Annotated in this window: 15 protein-coding genes; 2 read left to right on the forward strand and 13 right to left on the reverse strand. The window is 66.0% G+C overall.

Annotated elements, in window-relative coordinates; all coding sequences use genetic code 11:
- Positions 1-22: 22 nt before the first annotated feature.
- The 11 genes from aspS to HZI36_RS15760 all read right to left on the reverse strand — a co-directional run bounded on the left by aspS (position 23) and on the right by HZI36_RS15760 (position 12,901).
- Positions 23-1,825 carry an aspartate--tRNA ligase gene (aspS, locus tag HZI36_RS15710; protein WP_179403569.1) on the reverse strand — a complete coding sequence of 601 codons (1,803 nt, stop codon included), beginning with the start codon at positions 1,823-1,825 and terminating at the stop codon, positions 23-25.
- 66 nt (positions 1,826-1,891) lie between these two features.
- Entirely contained in the window at positions 1,892-2,542 is a 651-nt protein-coding gene (locus tag HZI36_RS15715; protein WP_179403570.1) for a DUF502 domain-containing protein, read from the reverse strand.
- A 61-nt stretch (positions 2,543-2,603) separates the two neighbouring features.
- Positions 2,604-2,960, reverse strand: a complete 357-nt coding sequence (locus HZI36_RS15720) for an FmdB family zinc ribbon protein (RefSeq protein WP_179403571.1) — start codon at positions 2,958-2,960, stop codon at positions 2,604-2,606.
- Between the two features lie 107 nt (positions 2,961-3,067).
- Complete coding sequence (locus HZI36_RS15725; protein ID WP_179403572.1) at positions 3,068-3,724, reverse strand: methyltransferase; 657 nt, start codon at positions 3,722-3,724, stop codon at positions 3,068-3,070.
- Positions 3,725-3,737: 13 nt separating this feature from the next.
- A complete protein-coding gene (gene ubiB / locus HZI36_RS15730) occupies positions 3,738-5,315 on the reverse strand; it encodes a ubiquinone biosynthesis regulatory protein kinase UbiB (protein ID WP_179403573.1) in 1,578 nt (525 codons plus the stop codon).
- Positions 5,316-5,324: 9 nt separating this feature from the next.
- A complete protein-coding gene (locus HZI36_RS15735; RefSeq protein WP_179403574.1) occupies positions 5,325-5,951 on the reverse strand; it encodes a ubiquinone biosynthesis accessory factor UbiJ in 627 nt (208 codons plus the stop codon).
- A 130-nt stretch (positions 5,952-6,081) separates the two neighbouring features.
- On the reverse strand, positions 6,082-7,086 hold the full coding sequence (locus tag HZI36_RS15740) for a Tim44 domain-containing protein (protein ID WP_179403575.1): 1,005 nt from the start codon (positions 7,084-7,086) through the stop codon (positions 6,082-6,084).
- Positions 7,087-7,128: 42 nt separating this feature from the next.
- A complete protein-coding gene (gene ubiE / locus HZI36_RS15745; protein WP_179403576.1) occupies positions 7,129-7,860 on the reverse strand; it encodes a bifunctional demethylmenaquinone methyltransferase/2-methoxy-6-polyprenyl-1,4-benzoquinol methylase UbiE in 732 nt (243 codons plus the stop codon).
- Between the two features lie 49 nt (positions 7,861-7,909).
- Positions 7,910-8,323 (reverse strand): gamma-butyrobetaine hydroxylase family protein, encoded by a 414-nt coding sequence (locus HZI36_RS15750; protein WP_179403577.1) that lies wholly within the window; start codon positions 8,321-8,323, stop codon positions 7,910-7,912.
- 79 nt (positions 8,324-8,402) lie between these two features.
- Entirely contained in the window at positions 8,403-8,852 is a 450-nt protein-coding gene (locus HZI36_RS15755; protein ID WP_179403578.1) for an HIT family protein, read from the reverse strand.
- Between the two features lie 47 nt (positions 8,853-8,899).
- The gene (locus tag HZI36_RS15760; protein ID WP_179403579.1) at positions 8,900-12,901 is read right to left on the reverse strand and encodes a DUF3683 domain-containing protein; all 4,002 of its coding nucleotides are present in this window, start codon (positions 12,899-12,901) and stop codon (positions 8,900-8,902) included.
- A 499-nt stretch (positions 12,902-13,400) separates the two neighbouring features.
- Here HZI36_RS15760 and ilvA point away from each other — a divergent pair, with 499 nt between their 5' ends.
- Together ilvA and queF are read left to right on the forward strand one after the other, a co-directional pair.
- The gene (ilvA, locus tag HZI36_RS15765) at positions 13,401-14,924 is read left to right on the forward strand and encodes a threonine ammonia-lyase, biosynthetic (RefSeq protein WP_179403580.1); all 1,524 of its coding nucleotides are present in this window, start codon (positions 13,401-13,403) and stop codon (positions 14,922-14,924) included.
- A gap of 12 nt (positions 14,925-14,936) precedes the next feature.
- Positions 14,937-15,761, forward strand: a complete 825-nt coding sequence (queF, locus tag HZI36_RS15770; protein ID WP_179403581.1) for an NADPH-dependent 7-cyano-7-deazaguanine reductase QueF — start codon at positions 14,937-14,939, stop codon at positions 15,759-15,761.
- A gap of 9 nt (positions 15,762-15,770) precedes the next feature.
- Here queF and HZI36_RS15775 read toward each other — a convergent pair whose 3' ends face one another.
- Both HZI36_RS15775 and HZI36_RS15780 read right to left on the reverse strand, forming a co-directional pair.
- Complete coding sequence (locus HZI36_RS15775) at positions 15,771-16,925, reverse strand: SEL1-like repeat protein (protein ID WP_179403582.1); 1,155 nt, start codon at positions 16,923-16,925, stop codon at positions 15,771-15,773.
- A gap of 14 nt (positions 16,926-16,939) precedes the next feature.
- On the reverse strand, positions 16,940-17,395 hold the full coding sequence (locus tag HZI36_RS15780) for a DUF6396 domain-containing protein (protein WP_425485247.1): 456 nt from the start codon (positions 17,393-17,395) through the stop codon (positions 16,940-16,942).
- Between the last annotated feature and the right edge of the window lie 207 nt (positions 17,396-17,602).

A 17,602-nucleotide genomic window follows, 5' to 3' on the forward strand; every position in this document is an offset into this window, starting at 1 on the left:
GGCGCGCGCGTGCCACGAAGCGTTACGCCTTCGGTTGCTCCGGCTGACGCAGGCGGATGTGCAGCTCGCGCAGCTGACGCTCGTCGACCGGGCTCGGCGCCTGCGTGAGCAGACACTGGGCACGCTGCGTCTTCGGGAACGCGATCACGTCGCGGATCGAATCGGCGCCGGCCATCATCGTGACGATGCGGTCGAGGCCGAACGCGATCCCGCCGTGCGGCGGCGCGCCGTACTGCAGCGCGTCGAGCAGGAAGCCGAACTTCGACTGCGCCTCTTCCGGCCCGATCTTCAGCGCGCGGAACACCTGGCTCTGCACTTCCTCGCGGTGGATACGCACCGAGCCGCCGCCGATTTCCCAGCCGTTCAGCACCATGTCGTACGCCTTCGCGAGGCAGCGGCCCGGGTCGGTCTCGAGGTATTCGAGATGCTCGTCCTTCGGGCTCGTGAACGGATGGTGCGCGGCGACGTAGCGCGCGTCCTCGTCGTCGTATTCGAACATCGGGAAGTCGACGACCCACAGCGGCTTCCAGCCCGCCTCGACGAGGCCGTTCGCCTTGCCGAACTCCGAGTGGCCGATCTTCAGGCGCAGCGCGCCCAGGCTGTCGTTGACGACCTTCGCGCGGTCGGCCGCGAAGAAGATGATGTCGCCGTCTTGCGCGCCGGTGCGCTCGAGGATCGCCGCGATCGACGCGTCGTGCAGGTTCTTCACGATCGGGCTCTGCAGGCCGTCACGACCCTTCGCCGTCTCGTTGACCTTGATCCACGCGAGGCCCTTCGCGCCGTAGATGCGCACGAACTCGGTGTAGCCGTCGATATCGCCGCGCGACAGCTCGCCGCCCTTCGGCACGCGCAGCGCCGCGACGCGGCCGTCCTTCGCGTTCGCCGGCGTGCTGAACACCTTGAAGTCGACGTCCTTCATCGCGTCGGTCAACTCGGTGAACTCGAGCTTCACGCGCAGGTCCGGCTTGTCCGAGCCGAAGCGCGCCATCGCTTCCGAGTGCGGCATCACCGGGAAGGTCGCGTCGAGCTCGACGTCGATCGTCGACTTGAAGATGTGACGGATCATGTCCTCGAACAGGTCGCGAATCTCCTGCTCGCCGAGAAACGACGTCTCGCAGTCGATCTGCGTGAATTCCGGCTGGCGGTCCGCGCGGAGGTCTTCGTCGCGGAAGCACTTCGTGATCTGGTAGTAGCGGTCGAAGTTCGCGACCATCAGCAGCTGCTTGAACAGCTGCGGCGACTGCGGCAACGCGAAGAACTGGCCCGCGTTCACGCGCGACGGCACCAGGTAGTCGCGCGCGCCTTCCGGCGTGCTCTTCGTCAGCATCGGCGTTTCGATGTCGATGAAGCCCTGGTCGTCGAGGTACTTGCGCGCCTCGATCGCGACGCGGTAGCGCAGGCGCAGGTTGTGCTGCATCTGCGGACGGCGCAGGTCGAGCACGCGGTGCGTGAGGCGCGTCGTTTCGGACAGGTTGTCGTCATCGAGCTGGAACGGCGGCGTGACGGACGCGTTCAGCACGGTCAGCTCGTGGCACAGCACCTCGATCCCGCCGCTCTTCAGGTTCGCGTTCTTCGTGCCTTCCGGACGGCCGCGCACGAGGCCCTTCACCTGAATGCAGAACTCGTTGCGCACGCCCTCGGCGGCCGCGAACATCTCGGCGCGATCCGGATCGCAGACGACCTGCACGAGGCCCTCGCGATCGCGCAGATCGATGAAGATCACGCCGCCGTGGTCGCGACGGCGGTGCACCCAGCCGCACAGCGACACGGTCTGGCCCAGCAGATGTTCGGTCACGAGACCGCAGTATTCAGTACGCATCGACATGATGTTTGCTTTCGTTCGGTTGGATCAACGGGCGCCGCAACGCGGCCCGGGCAATGTGCAATTCGGTTACAGCGGCGGCTCGACGGGACGGCGGGCGGGCGCCGGAACCGGCGTCTGGGGCGCGACGACGCCCATCGAGACGATGTACTTCAGCGCGGCGTCGACCGACATGTCGAGCTCGACGACTTCGCTTTTCGGCAGCATCAGGAAGAAGCCGGACGTCGGGTTCGGCGTCGTCGGCACGTAGACGCTCACGTATTCTTCCTGCAGGTGATTGAGCACGTCGCCGCCGGGCGAGCCGGTCAGGAACGCGATCGTATACGAGCCGCGGCGCGGATATTCGATCAAGAGCGCCTTGCGGAACGCGTTGCCGCTCGACGACAGCAGCGTGTCCGACACCTGCTTGACGCTCGTGTAGATCGGCCCGACGACCGGGATGTGGCGCACGACCGCGTTCCACCACGTGACGAGCTTCTGGCCGATGAAGTTCTGCGTCAGCAGCCCGACGACGAAGATGAACGCGAGCGTCAGCACCGCGCCGATCCCGGGCAGATGGAAGCCGAGCAGCCGCTCCGGCTGCCACGAGCCGGGCAGCAGCAGCAGCGTCTGGTCCATCGTCCCGATGATGAGCCCGAGCACCCACAGCGTGATCGCGAGCGGGACGAGGACCAGCAGGCCCGTCAGAAACACCGATTTCAGGGTCGTCTTTTTCATCATCTGCCGTCAAAGAGCCGCGCAGCCGGCGCGCGGGGTGGAAGCGGCGCGTGGCCGCCTGGCGTCAACTGCTCGACGAGGACGCGGGCGCGGCCGGGGTCGCCGGCGCGGCAGTGCTGCCGCCCGCCGGTGCCGCGGTGTCGCCGCCCGTGGGCGCTGCAGTGTTGCCGCCCGCCGGCGCCGCGTCGCCCGACGCGTTCGCCGCCGGCGCGCTCGACGTCGCGCTCGCGCCGCCCGAGCCACCGCGGAAATCGGTGACATACCAGCCCGAGCCCTTCAATTGAAAGCCCGCGGCGGTCACCTGCTTTTGAAACGTATCCTTCCCGCATTCCGGGCATTGCGTCAGCGGTGGGTCGCTGATCTTCCGGAGCACGTCCTTCGCGAAACCGCACGCTTCGCATCGATAGGCGTAAATCGGCATGATTTTTTCCCGCAGAAACTAGAAACGGCTTGCAAAACCTTGAATTATAGCCGAAACCTCGGCGCGAGCCGGCAACGGCGTCACAGCGGCGTCCGCTCGCCGCCGCGTCAACGGCGACGCCACGTGAGCCAGCGCTCGCGGCCCCCGAACACCGGCAACGAATCGGCGACCGGCAGCTCGTCGATCAGCTCGAAATGCGGCGCGAGCAGCGCGTCGAGTTCCGCGCGGTCGATTCCGAACGGCGGCCCCTTCGGCGTCGCGCCGACGTAGAAGAAGCCGGCAAGCAATCCGCCCGGCGGCAGCAGCGCGGCCATCCGCGCCGCGTAGTCCGCACGGCGCGCCGGCGGCAACGCGCACAGGAACGCGCGCTCGTACACCCATTGCACCGCGAACGGCGGCTCGTACGCGAAGAAATCGGCCTGCTCGACCACGCTCCCGTGCTGCGCGCCGAGCTGCGCCTTCGCGGCGGCGACCGCCTGCGCGGCGAAATCGATCGCGCGCACCGGCCAGCCGGCCTGCGCGAGCGCCGCGGCCTCGTACGCGCTGCCGCAGCCCGGGATCAGCACCGCGCAGCGCGGATGATGCGCGACGAACGCGCGGAACGCGTCGGGCACGCCCGCGAATTCCCACGGCGTCACGCCGCGCTCGAAGCGTTCGTTCCAGAACGCCGCGTCGCCGGGGTCGCGGGTCGCGAATTCGGCAGCGCCCGGCTCAGAGGCGGGCGGCGGTGCCGGCGGATCGTCCGGACGAGTCGGCTGGGTCATCGCGCCTCCTCGGTTACGCGCCGTAAGTGAGCGCAAGCAGCACGCGCGCGACGAGCGCGCCGACGCCGACCGCGAGCCCGAAGATCAGCAGCGCCTGCAGCAGCCGGTTCGTGCGCTTCTGCTCGAGCAGGATCTGTTTCATCAGGTCGTCGCTCGCCGCTTGCGGCCTGTCGTGACGCGACGCGACCAGGTGATGCAGCAACCGCGGCAGCTGCGGCAGCGTCTTGCTCCACTGCGGCGCCTCGACCTTCAGGCGCTCGTACCAGCCGCGCAGGCCAATCTGCTCGGCCATCCAGCGTTCGAGATACGGCTTCGCGGTTTTCCACAGATCGAGTTCGGGATCGAGCGAGCGCCCGAGTCCCTCGACGTTCAGCATCGTCTTCTGCAGCAGCACGAGCTGCGGCTGGATCTCGACGTGAAAGCGGCGCGACGTCGAGAACAGGCGCATCAGCACCTGCCCGAGCGAGATGTCCTTCAGCGCGCGGTCGAAGTACGGCTCGCAGACCGCGCGGATCGCGCTTTCGAGCTCTTCGACGCGCGTCTCCGGCGGCACCCAGCCGGATTCGAGGTGCAGCGTCGCGACGCGATGGTAGTCGCGCTTGAAGAACGCGAGGAAGTTCTGCGCGAGATAGTTCTTGTCGAAGTCGGACAGCGCGCCGACGATCCCGAAATCGAGCGCGATATAGCGGCCGAACGTCGCCGGATCGAGGCTGACCTGGATGTTGCCGGGGTGCATGTCCGCGTGGAAGAAACCGTCGCGGAACACCTGCGTGAAGAAGATCTCGACGCCTTCGCGCGCGAGCTTCGGGATGTCGACGCCGGCCGAGCGCAGCGTCTCGACCTGGCTGATCGGCACGCCCGACATCCGCTCCATCACGAGCACGTTCGACGTCGAGTAATCCCAGAACATCTCCGGCACGAGCAGCAGGTCGAGGCCCGCGAAGTTGCGGCGCAACTGGCTGCCGTTCGCGGCTTCGCGCATCAGGTCGAGCTCGTCGTGCAGATACTTGTCGAACTCGGCGACGACCTCGCGCGGCTTCAGCCGCCGCCCGTCGGCCCACAGCCGCTCGGTCCAGGTCGCGATGTCGCGCAGCAGCGCGAGATCGGAGTCGATCACCGGCAGCATGTTCGGCCGCAGCACCTTCACCGCGACCGCCTTGCCCGTATGCTCGCCCTGCTTCAGTTTCGCGAAGTGCACCTGCGCGATCGACGCGCTCGCGATTGGCGTGCGCTCGAACTCGTCGAACAGCTCGTCGACCGGCGCGCCGAGCGATTTTTCGACGATCGCGATCGCGACCGTCGAGTCGAACGGCGGCACCTGATCCTGCAGCTTCGCGAGCTCGTTCGCGAAATCGACCGACAGCAGGTCGCGGCGCGTCGACAGCACCTGGCCGAACTTCACGAAAATCGGGCCGAGGCTTTCGAGCGCGCGGCGCAGGCGCACCGCGGGCGGATCGGAATAGCGGCGGCCGATCGTCGTGAGGCGCAGCAGCAGCTTGATGCGCCGGTCTTCGATGCGCGACAGCATCACCTCGTCGAGGCCGAAACGCACGACGGTGAACATGATCTTGATGAAACGGAAAATGCGCATGCGGCGCCCTCAATGCGCGCCGCGCGGGCCGCTGCCCGCGCGCGCGCCGATTTTTTGTTCGAGTCGCTCGACCCGCTTCTCGACCCGCGCGAGCGCGTCGCGCGCGCGCGCGAGCTCCGCGCCGAAATCCGCGAGCGCCGCGCGGCGCACGACCTGCGGATTCTCGTCGAGCCAGTATTCGGTCAGCGAGTCGATCACGTTGCGGCCGGTCCGGCGCGCGTGCGCGTGGGTGTCACGCACGAACGTCGCGATCCGGTGCGCGGCCGCATCGCCGACGAGCTTCGCGAGATCCTCCTCCGGCTCCCAGCGCAGATGCTCGGCGAGCTTCGCGATCTGCGTCGCGAACTCGGCGTCGCCGTCGATCTTCACCTGCTTCATCACCGCCGCCTGCCCGCCCTGCACGAATGCGGCGAGCGCGTCGCCGGCGAGCGCGATCGACACGTCGACCTGGTGCGCGTCCTGCTCGTCGACCGCGGCCAGATAGCCGTCCGGCTGGACCAGCAACGTCAGCGTGACGGGCGGCACGGCGATCCGGGCGGTTTTGCCCGCGTAAGGGATCAGGCGGTCGCGCGCCCAGGATTCGCGCGCGAGCAGATGATTGACGGCGGCAGCAAAAGGCTTGGCGGCAAAGGTCATCGGGCTAGGAAAGAAAAACCCGCGCGGGCAGGACGCCCGCGCGGGTTTCTATTGTAACGTCGGATCGGCCGCGCACCCCGCCCGCGTGCGGGGCCGCGGCGGCATCGCCCAATGTGCGATCAATGCGCGGTCAGTGCGTGTCGAGCTGCTGGATGCCCGCGAGCAGCCAGCCGTGGCCGGCCGGCTTCGACAGGTTCCAGACCTCGTCGAACGGCGCGGCGCTCGCGCTCGCCGATTCGCGAATCAGCCCGTGGAAACGCACGCTCGCGCTCTGCTCGGCGCCGCGGTCCTCGATGTCGAGCAGCTCGGCGTCGAGCTGCACGACGTCGGTCTGGTTCGCTTCGCTGCCGCGCGTGTCGACGTCGATCTTGACCTCGGCGAACATTTCGGGCGTCGTGAACTCGCGGATGTCGGCGAGATTGCCCTGGTCCCACGCGGTCTGCAGCCGCACGAACGACACTTTCGCGCTGCGCAGAAACGCGTCGGCGTCGAAGCCGGGCGGTACAGCGACCGGCGCGGCCATCGCGGCCGCAGCGGGCTGCGCACCGCCGCCGCTACCCCCACCAAACACGCGCTGCGCTTCGCTCGCGTAGCCGCTCGTCGCCCCGGACTGGAACGACGGGCCCTGCGCATAGCCGCTCGCGCCGCGAGCGCCCGCCGCGTACGCCGGCTCCTGTGCGCGGCGGCGGCCCATCAGCTTGCGGATCAGCCAGATGCCGACCGCGGCGAGCAGCGCGATCACGATCACGTTCGCCATCATGCTCGCGAACGCGCCGCCGAGACCGAAGTGCGACAGCAGCGCCGCGATCCCGAGGCCCGCCGCGAGGCCGGCGATCGGCCCGAGCCAGCGCGAGCGGTTCGGCGCGGCGCTCGCCGGCGCGGCCGGCTGCTGCCGCTGCATCTGCGACGGCGCCGCCTGCTGCATCGGCTGCTGAGCGGGCGGCGTCGCCTGCCGCTGCTGGACCATCTGCGACTGCCGGCCGATGCTGCGCCCGCCGCCCAGCCGCCTCGCGTCCGCGTCGAGCGACGCGAGCGTGCCGGCCGCGAGCAGGCCGACCATCAGCGCGGTGCCGATGCGCCGCGCCCACGGTCTCGACCGCCGGCCATCGTTGGAAAACAGGTGCTTTTCGGACATCAACCCCTCCAGAATGTAATGAAACTGAAGGGCAAGACCCCCTCAGTACTTGGTTCCGACGTGTAACGCTACCACGCCACCTGACAAATTGTAATATTTGACGGCGTCGAGGCCCGATTGTTCCATCATCGTTTTCAATGTGTCCTGATCGGGGTGCATCCGGATCGATTCCGCGAGATACCGGTAACTTTCGGCATCTTTCGCGAATTTGTCACCAAGCCACGGCAACACCTTGAAAGAATACAGATCGTAGGCTTTCTTCAGCGGATCCCAGACCTTCGAGAATTCGAGCACCATCACGCGGCCGCCCGGCTTCACGACGCGGCGCATCTCGGCGAGCGCGGCGTCCTTGTGCGTCATGTTGCGCAGCCCGAACGCGACCGTGACCACGTCGAAGTAGTGGTCCGGAAACGGAATCTTCTCGGCGTCGCACAGCAGCGACGGCGTGACGACGCCCTTGTCGAGCAGCCGGTCGCGGCCGACGCGCAGCATCGATTCGTTGATGTCCGTGTGCCAGACCTCGCCCGTCGGCCCGGCCGCCTTCGCGAACGCCTTCGTCAGGTCGCCGGTGCCGGCCGCGATGTCGAGCACCTTGAAGCCCGGCCGCACGTTCGCCTGCGCGATCGTGAACGCCTTCCACGCGCGGTGCATGCCCGCCGACATCAGGTCGTTCATCAGATCGTAGTTGCTCGCGACCGAATGGAACACGCCCGCGACTTTCTTCGCTTTTTCGTTTTCCTCGACGGACTCGAAGCCGAAGTGGGTTTTGCTCATCGCGTTGATCCTCAGTAAATGGCAAGACGGCGCCTCGCGGCGCCGTCGTTCAGTGGCAGTGGCCGTGCGGCGCGCCCGCCGCCGGCATCGGCGCGTCGCGATCGACGCCCGCCGCCTGCAGTTTGTCGAAATAGTCGCGCCATAGCGCGTCCTGGTTCGTCGCCAGTTCGTACAGCAGATCCCACGAGTAGATGCCGGTCGAATGGCCATCGGAGAACGTCGGCTGCAGTGCGTAGTTGCCGACGCCTTCGAGCGCGGTGATCGTTACGTCGCGCTTGCCGGTCTGCAGCGTCTCCTGCCCCGGCCCGTGCCCGCGCACCTCCGCCGATGGCGAATAGATGCGCATCAGCTCGAACGGGATCCGGTAGTGCTCGCCGTTCGGATACTGCAGTTCGAGCACGCGCGACACCGCGTGCACGACGACGCCCGACGGAATCGGGGTCGTGGAAGTCAAACCGCTCATCTCAGCCTCCGCAGGGCCGCCCCAAGGAGGCTGAGCGCCCCCTCGGGGGGCAGCGACCAACGGGAGCGTGGGGGTTGTTTCATCTCAGCCTCGAATTTGAATCGGTCATACGTTGAATCTCTTCGCGCACCGCGCCGTGCAACAGCGTCGCCTGCGCGGCGCGCGAACGCAGCAGCGCGTCGGATGTGCCGCGCTGGCGCGGCGCCCAGATCGGCTGCGGAAAGTGCGCGTCGTTCGAGAAGCGCGGGATCACGTGCCAGTGCACGTGCGGCACCATGTTGCCGAGGCTCGCGAGATTCACCTTGTTCGGCTGCATCACGCGCCGCACCGCGCGCTCGACCGCGACCACCACGTCCATCAGGTGCGCGCGCTGGGTGTCGGACAGATCGGACATCTCCGCGACGTGCGCATTCCAGATCACGCGGCAGAAGCCCGGATACTCCGCCTCGCCCGTCGCGAGGACGACGCGCAGCACGTCGTCCTGCCACAGCACGGCGCCGCCGTCTTCACTGCAAAACACGCATTTCATCGCCGCTCCCGCTCGTTAGAGGACGCCACCGGATGCCGCCCGCCCGCTCAAACCAGCACGCGCTCGATCCCGCCGCTGTTCGCGCGCGCGACGTAGTCGGCCATCCAGTTCTCGCCGAGCACCTGACGCGCGATCTCGACGACGACGTAGTCGGCCTCGATGTTCGCGTCCTCGTTGTAGCGCGACAACCCCTGCAGGCACGACGGGCAGCTCGTCAGGATCTTCACGTCGCCCACCGGCGGATCGCCCGCGCTGACCGGAATCGCGCGCAACTTCGCCGCGCCCTTCCTGATCTCCTCTTCCTTGCGGAAGCGGACCTGCGTCGAGATATCGGGCCGCGTGACCGCGAGCGTACCCGATTCGCCGCAGCAGCGGTCGTTCTTCTCGATCCGGTAGCCGTCGTGCTCCGCACCCATCAGCTCGTTCACGAGCTTCACCGGGTCCATCGTCTTGATCGGCGTGTGGCACGGGTCGTGATACATGTAGCGCATGCCCTTCACGCCGTCGAGTTTCATCCCTTTTTCCAGCAGGAACTCGTGGATGTCGATGATCCGGCAGCCCGGGAAGATCTTGTCGAATTCGTAGCCCGCGAGCTGGTCGTAGCAGGTGCCGCACGACACGACGACCGTCTTGATGTCCAGATAGTTCAGCGTGTTCGCGACACGGTGGAACAGCACGCGGTTGTCGGTGACGATCTGCTCGGCCTTGTCGTACTGGCCGGAGCCGCGCTGCGGATAGCCGCAGCACAGGTAGCCCGGCGGCAGCACCGTCTGCACGCCCGCTTCCCACAGCATCGCCTGCGTCGCGAGCCCGACCTGCGAGAACAGCCGCTCGGAGCCGCAGCCCGGGAAGTAGAACACCGCTTCCGAATCGACGGTCGTCGTCTTCGGGTCGCGGATGATCGGCACGATCTTGTTGTCCTCGATGTCGAGCAGCGCGCGCGCCGTCTTCTTCGGCAGGTTGCCCGGCATCTTCTTGTTCACGAAGTGGATCACCTGCTCGACGACGGGCGGCTTGCCGGTCGTCGCCGGCGGATGCGCGGTCTGCTTCTTCACGACGTTCTTCAGCATGTCGTTCGCGAAGCGCTGCACCTTGTAGCCGACGCCCATCATCACGCTGCGCGCCACGTTGATCGTCTGCGGATTCGTCGCGTTCAGGAAGAACATGCCCGCCGCGTTGCCCGGGTTGAACTTCTTCTTGCCCATCTTGCGCAGAATGTTGCGCATGTTCATCGTCACGTCGCCGAAGTCGATATTCACCGGGCACGGCGTCGCGCACTTGTGGCACACGGTGCAGTGATCGGCGACGTCGTTGAACTCGTCCCAGTGCTTGATCGACACGCCGCGGCGCGTCTGCTCCTCATACAGGAACGCCTCGATCAACAGCGACGTCGCGAGGATCTTGTTGCGCGGGCTGTACAGCAGGTTCGCGCGCGGCACGTGCGTCGCGCACACCGGCTTGCACTTGCCGCAGCGCAGGCAGTTCTTCACCGAATCGGCGATCGCGCCGATGTCGGACTGCTGCATGATCAGCGATTCGTAGCCCATCAGCCCGAAGCTCGGCGTGTACGCGTTGCGCAGGTCCGCGCCTTCGAGCAGCTTGCCCTTGTTGAAGCGGCCCTCCGGATCGACGCGCTGCTTGTACGCGCGGAATTCGCCGATCTCGTCGTCGGTCAGGAACTCGAGCTTCGTGATGCCGATCCCGTGCTCGCCGGAGATCACGCCGTCGAGCGAGCGCGCGAGCGTCATGATCCGCGCGACCGCCGCGTGCGCATCCTGCAGCATCTCGTAGTTGTCCGAGTTCACCGGGATGTTCGTGTGCACGTTGCCGTCGCCCGCGTGCATGTGCAGCGCGACGAACACGCGGCCGCGCAGCACCTGCTTGTGGATCGCCTGCGCGTCGTCGAGGATCTGCTTGAATGCGCCGCCGTTGAAGATCGTGCGCAGCTCCGCGCGGATCTCGTTCTTCCACGAGATCCGCACCGTGCGATCCTGCGCGACGTGGAACACCGTCGCGCCGGGCTGCATGTCGACACGGTCCGCGAACTTCTCCGCGAGCCCCTCGTAGCCGAGCTGCACCAGATAATGCTGCGCCTCGCGCAGCGACAGGTCGAGCTTGTCGAGCACGAACGTCCAGCGCGCGCGCACGCGCTTGAGCAGCTCGAGCGCCTGCTGCACGCGGTCTTCGAGCAGCTCCGCGCTCGGGATCTCGCTCGCGTCGTCGGTCTTGCCGAGCGGCAGGTTGCCGGTGCGGAAGAACGCTTCGAGCGCGTCGACGAGCTGCAGCTTGTTCTTCAGCGACAGCTCGATGTTGATCCGCTCGATCCCGTCCGTGTACTCGCCCATCCGGTCGATCGGGATCACGACGTCTTCGTTGATCTTGAACGCGTTCGTGTGCTTCGCTATCGCCGCGGTGCGGCTGCGGTCGAGCCAGAAACGCTTGCGGGCCTCGGCGCTCACCGCGACGAAGCCTTCGCCGCTCTTGCCGTTCGCCATCCGGACGACCTCGGACGTCGCGTGCGCGACCTGGTCCGCGTCGTCGCCGACGATGTCGCCGATCAGCACCATCTTCGGGAACGCGTTGCGCTTGCTCTTCGTCGCGTAGCCGACCGCGCGCAGATAGCGTTCGTCGAGGTGCTCGAGGCCGGCGAGAATCGCGCCGCCCTGCTTCGCCGTTTCGAACAGGTAGTCCTTGATCTCGACGATGCTCGGAATCGCCTCGCGCGCCTGGCCGAAGAATTCGAGACAGACGGTGCGCGTGTGCGCGGGCATCTTGTGCAACACCCAGCGCGCGGACGTGATCAGGCCGTCGCAGCCTTCCTTCTGCACGCCCGGCAGGCCCGCGAGGAACTTGTCGGTCACGTCCTTGCCGAGGCCTTCCTTGCGGAAGCGCCGGCCCTCGATGTCGAGCGTCTCGGTGCGCAGCAGCTTCTCGCCGGGCGCGGCGGCGCCGTCGAACCACTTCAGCTCGAAGCGCGCGACCGGTACGTCGTGGATCTTGCCCTGATTGTGTTCGAGCCGCGTGACCTCGAGCCAGTTGCCGTCCGGATCGACCATCCGCCACCAGGCCAGGTTGTCGAGCGCGGTGCCCCACAGCACGGCCTTCTTGCCGCCCGCGTTCATCGCGATATTGCCGCCGATGCACGACGCGTCGAGCGACGTCGGATCGACCGCGAACACGTAGCCGGCCGCTTCCGCCGCCTCGGTCACGCGGCGCGTGACGACGCCCGCGCCGGAGAAGATCGTCGGCACCTTGTGATCGACGCCCGGCAGCTCGGTCAGCTCGACCGCGCCCAACTGCTCGAGCTTCTCGGTGTTGAGCACGGCCGAGAACGGCGTGAGCGGCACCGCGCCGCCGGTATAGCCGGTGCCGCCGCCGCGCGGGATCACGGTCAGTCCGAGCTCGAAGCAGGCCTTCACGAGGCCCGCCATCTCGGCTTCGGTGTCCGGCGTCAGCACGACGAACGGATATTCGACGCGCCAGTCGGTCGCGTCGGTCACGTGCGACACGCGCGACAGGCCGTCGAAGCGGATGTTGTCCTTCTGCGTGCAGCGGCCGAGCGTTTTCGTCGCGCGGCGGCGCAGGTCGGCCAGCTTGTCGAATTCCTGCGCGAACTCGTCGACCGCGCGCTGCGCGGCGGCCGCGAGCATCTGCACGCGCGCCGCGCGCCCCTCGCCCGCCGCGTCGTGATGCGCGGTCAGATCGGCGCGGCGGCGCTTCTCGATCTCGGTCAGCCGGTGATTCAGCGCCTCGATCAGCAGCGCGCGGCGCTTCGGGTTGTCGAGCAGGTCGTCCTGCAGATACGGATTGCGGCGCACGACCCAGATGTCGCCGAGCACCTCGTACAGCATCCGCGCCGAGCGGCCGGTGCGGCGTTCGGCACGCAGTTCGTCGAGCGCGGCCCAGGCTTGCTCGCCCAGCAGCCGGATCACGATTTCGCGATCGGAGAACGAGGTGTAGTTGTACGGAATCTCACGCAGGCGAGGCGCGGGGTCGGCGGCGACGGAGGCAGCCGCGCCGTTCGGATCGAAAACTTGAGGTGCGTTCATGTTTGGACGACTCGGAGGGCCGCTCCCCTGGTCACGGGCGGCGGCCAAAGCGCGTGGGCGCAATCTTGGGGAAATCTGTTCTGTTGCCAGGCGCGCGCCAGCGGGCGCGGGCTTTGCATGGGGCCGGAGCAAGCGCTGAAGCGCTAGGCCCGGGCCGACAGCCTGGCGGCGTTCGGATCCGTCAACACGATCGCGCGCAGCGCGCGTGCCGTTGCGCCGCGGGCCCGGCTGCGCGCGGCGACGGCTTCAGATGGACGATCCGACGGTGCCTCTGCATCTTCCGATCCTTGATTCAAAACGGAATTCTAACCCATGATCGAGGATCGCGTGACGCCCCGGAGCGCCCGCCGCACGGGGCCCGCGCCGGAGACGGTCGCGTGCGGCGGCCCCGTTTTCGCCGTCCGGCCGGCCGGTTGCCGACGGCCGGACCCGAAACCCCGGGGCTTGGCGCTATCATTGACCCTTTACCGTTCCGCATCCGCACCGCACGCGAGCGCTCATGGCACCCCACGATTATCTGAAGAAAATCCTCACCGCGCGCGTCTACGACGTCGCGTTCGAGACCGAACTCGAACCCGCCCGCAACCTGTCCAACCGGCTGCGCAACCCGGTCTACCTGAAGCGCGAGGACAACCAGCCGGTGTTCTCGTTCAAGCTGCGCGGCGCGTACAACAAGATGGCGCACATCCCCGCCGACGCGCTCGCGCGCGGCGTGATCACCGCGTCGGCCGGCAACCACGCGCAGGGCGTCGCGTTCTCGGCCGCGCGGCTCGGCGTGAAGGCCGTGATCGTCGTGCCCGTCACGACGCCGCAGGTGAAGGTCGACGCGGTGCGCACGCACGGCGGCCCGACGGTCGAGGTGATCCAGGCCGGCGAGTCGTACAGCGACGCGTACGCGCACGCGCTCAAGGTGCAGGAGGAGCGCGGGCTCACGTTCGTGCATCCGTTCGACGATCCGTACGTGATCGCCGGCCAGGGCACCGTCGCGATGGAGATCCTGCGCCAGCATCAGGGCCCGATCCATGCGATCTTCGTGCCGATCGGCGGCGGCGGGCTCGCCGCGGGCGTCGCCGCGTACGTGAAGGCCGTGCGCCCCGAGATCAAGGTGATCGGCGTGCAGACCGAGGATTCGTGCGCGATGGCGCAGTCGCTCGATGCCGGCCGGCGCGTCGAGCTCACCGAGGTCGGACTGTTCTCGGACGGCACCGCGGTGAAGCTCGTCGGCGAGGAGACGTTCCGGCTGTGCCGCGAGTATCTGGACGAAGTCGTGACCGTCGACACCGACGCGCTGTGCGCGGCGATCAAGGACGTGTTCCAGGACACCCGCAGCGTGCTCGAGCCGGCCGGCTCGCTCGCGGTCGCGGGCGCGAAACGCTATGCGGAGCGCGAGGGGATCGAGAACCAGACGCTCATCGCGATCACGTCCGGCGCGAACATGAACTTCGACCGGATGCGCTTCGTCGCGGAGCGCGCCGAAGTGGGCGAGGCGCGCGAGGCGGTGTTCGCGGTGACGATCCCGGAGGAGCGCGGCAGCTTCAAGCGCTTCTGCTCGCTCGTCGGCGAGCGCAACGTGACCGAGTTCAACTACCGGATCGCCGATGCGCAGTCCGCGCACATCTTCGTCGGCGTGCAGATCAAGCGGCGCGGCGAGTCGGCCGAGATCGCCGCGAACTTCGACGCGCACGGCTTCACGGCCGTCGATCTGACCGGCGACGAGCTGTCGAAGCAGCACGTCCGCTACATGGTCGGCGGCCGCTCGCCGCTCGCGCACGACGAGCGGCTGTTCCGCTTCGAATTTCCGGAGCGGCCGGGCGCGCTGATGAAGTTCCTGTCGTCGATGGCGCCGGACTGGAACATCAGCCTGTTCCACTACCGGAACCAGGGCGCGGACTACAGCTCGATCCTCGTCGGCATCCAGGTGCCGCAGGCGGACAACGCCGAATTCGGCCGCTTCCTCGCGGCGCTCGGCTATCCGTACTTCGAGGAGAGCGGCAACCCGGCCTATCGCCTGTTTCTGTCGTAAATGAGCGTGATCATGCAACCCGAACATTCCCCGCTCGGCAAGGCGACCGTCTACGCGTCGCAGTACGACGCGTCGCTGCTGTTCCCGATCCCGCGCGCCGGCGCGCGCGAGCAGATCGGCATCGGTGCCGCGCTGCCGTTTTTCGGCACCGATATCTGGAACGCGTACGAGCTGTCGTGGCTCAACGCGCGCGGCAAGCCGCAGGTCGCGGTCGCGACGTTCTTCGTGCCGGCCGAATCGCCGAATATCGTCGAATCGAAATCGTTCAAGCTGTATCTCGGCTCGTTCGCGCAGAGCGCGTTCGATTCGTTCGACGCGGTGCGCGAGGCGCTGAAGCGCGACGTGTCAGCCGCGTGCGGCGCGAGTGTGTCGGTGCAGCTCGTCGGGCCGCACGACTTCCGCAAGCTGCAGATGGACGAGCTCGACGGGCTGTCGCTCGATCGGCTCGATCTCGATACCGATATCTACGAGCCCGATCCGTCGCTGCTCACGGCCGCGCTCGACGAAGCGCCGGTCGAGGAAACGCTGGTGTCCGATCTGCTGAAATCGAACTGCCCGGTGACTGGTCAGCCGGACTGGGGCAGCGTGCAGATTCATTACGTCGGGCCGCAGATCGATCATGCGGGGTTGTTGCGGTACATCATCTCGTATCGCAATCACACGGGCTTTCACGAGCAGTGCGTCGAGCGGATCTTCGTCGATATTCTGAAGGCGTGCCAGCCGGTGAAGCTCGCGGTGTATGCGCGGTATACGAGGAGGGGCGGGCTCGATATCAATCCGTTCCGGACGAATTACAACCAGCCGATGCCGGATAATGCGAGGACGGCGAGGCAGTGAGGGGGCGGGCTATCTCGGCTTCGGGGCCAGTTGAGTACCAGTCGCTGTAAGCGCGCCGCGATCGAGCGCGGTGGCCGCTGGGCCGTCGGGAACGGATGAACGCCCCTTATCCAAGCTGCTTTTCTGCAATGTCGCTGGTGAACTGACGGGCTTCGCGGCGTCGATCAGTGTCTTCACATCCCCGTTCCATTCAGGGAGTGGGGCTGGCGGCAATGGAAGAACCTTATCCAGATTCGGGAGTTTCAGGCGGCCTCGATAGTGTTCCAGCATGTCCCCAATCTTGCCGTATCGTTCTGATCTGGCTTTGTCGATGGCACTAACCAATCCAGTGCCATCAGTGAGGAACATACCGTCGAATTCAACCGATAGCTCATTCGCACAGTCAGCACACCCTAGTTTTACACCTTCCTGAAGGACACGAAGCGCCCGTGCTTTGGCGTCTGGCGTATTGGGGCGCCGATATATAAATCCAAGCTTGTACGCGGCAGGCCCGTAACCTTGTGAGACTGCGCACTCCAGCATCTGAGTTGCAATCGGCAAATTTCCCCAAAACTCCCCTTCCGGATCATCGTAAGTGCCAGCCAACTGCTTTCCGAGAAATGTCATTGCTGACGGACTGCCCATGTCAGCGGCTCGCTGAAAGAATGCATAGGCACTGGTTGCGTCGCCCCTCTTGACCATCCCGTTCTGGTGATATGCGCCCATTATGTCGTATGCGTCGGGTACGCCTAATCGCATCGCTTTCTCAACCCATTCAATCGCGATTTCGGGATCATGTTGAGGCACGCCCGGATAACTACTTAGAATCAATGAAGCAAGATTGAGCATGGCTTTCCAGCTACCGCGATCGGCAGCGTGAGTGTATAGCTGGTAAATTTTCGGGTAGTCACGCTTGTCGGAGTAGATATCTGGGTCGTCGAGCGCGAGCGCCTGCTGGAACCACAACTCTGCCTGCGAATCAACAGGCGGCACATGCTGATTCTGATACACACACGTAAAGCTCTTTCGATGTGGGTCGAAGAGCGGCAGTTTTTCGTAGCGCGGTAGATCAGATTTGGCAGTACCTTTTTTGACGATCGAAATCCACGATGCCTCGGCCTGCACGCTTGCAGCAAACAGGCTCAAGGTAAAGCAAATGACTCTGCAAAATAGGAGAATTTTCATCAGTGCCACTCCGTTCACGTGGTACTGGAAATGTTGGTCGACGCGGGTACATCCATAGAGGCATGCAACACGTTTTTTGCCGGACGATCCGTGAACGGCAATAGAAAACCAGTCATTGGTTTGACGTTTTGTCGCTGATCGTCACTATGATCCATGCTGTCTGACAGCGAGGACACGCGATATCCGTGCGGGATGAATTCATGCCCTTGCAGCGCGGCACCCTGCTTCGGTGCGGGAGGTGGTGTTACGGCTTTCGCGCCGTCGATCAGGCTCTGCACATTACCGTCCCACTTTGGTAACGGAGCGGGAGGAAGCGGCAGAACTTTGTCGAGGTTCGGCAATTTTAGGCGCCCCTGATAGAACTCAAGCGCATCACCGAGCTTGCTGTAACGCTGAGCGCGGGCTTTGTCGATGTGGCCTACAAGGTTCGTGCCATCGGTAAGATCGAGACCGTTGAACTCAGGGGCCAAGCTGTTTGCACATTTAGCACTTCCGAGTTTCACACCCTCGTGCAAGATCTTAAGTGCCCGAAACTTTGGGGGTGTCAGGATTTCCGTGTTCAAGGCGGGTTGAATAATCACACGGACGGGCGAACGAATCGATCCTGATAGAGGATAGCGAACTGGTTCATCGCTGCCTTCCAATCATGAGCAGCACGACTCCAGTCGGCCGTGATA

It is taken from the genome of Burkholderia guangdongensis (genome assembly GCF_013403875.1).
Classification (GTDB): Bacteria; Pseudomonadota; Gammaproteobacteria; order Burkholderiales; family Burkholderiaceae; genus Burkholderia; species Burkholderia guangdongensis.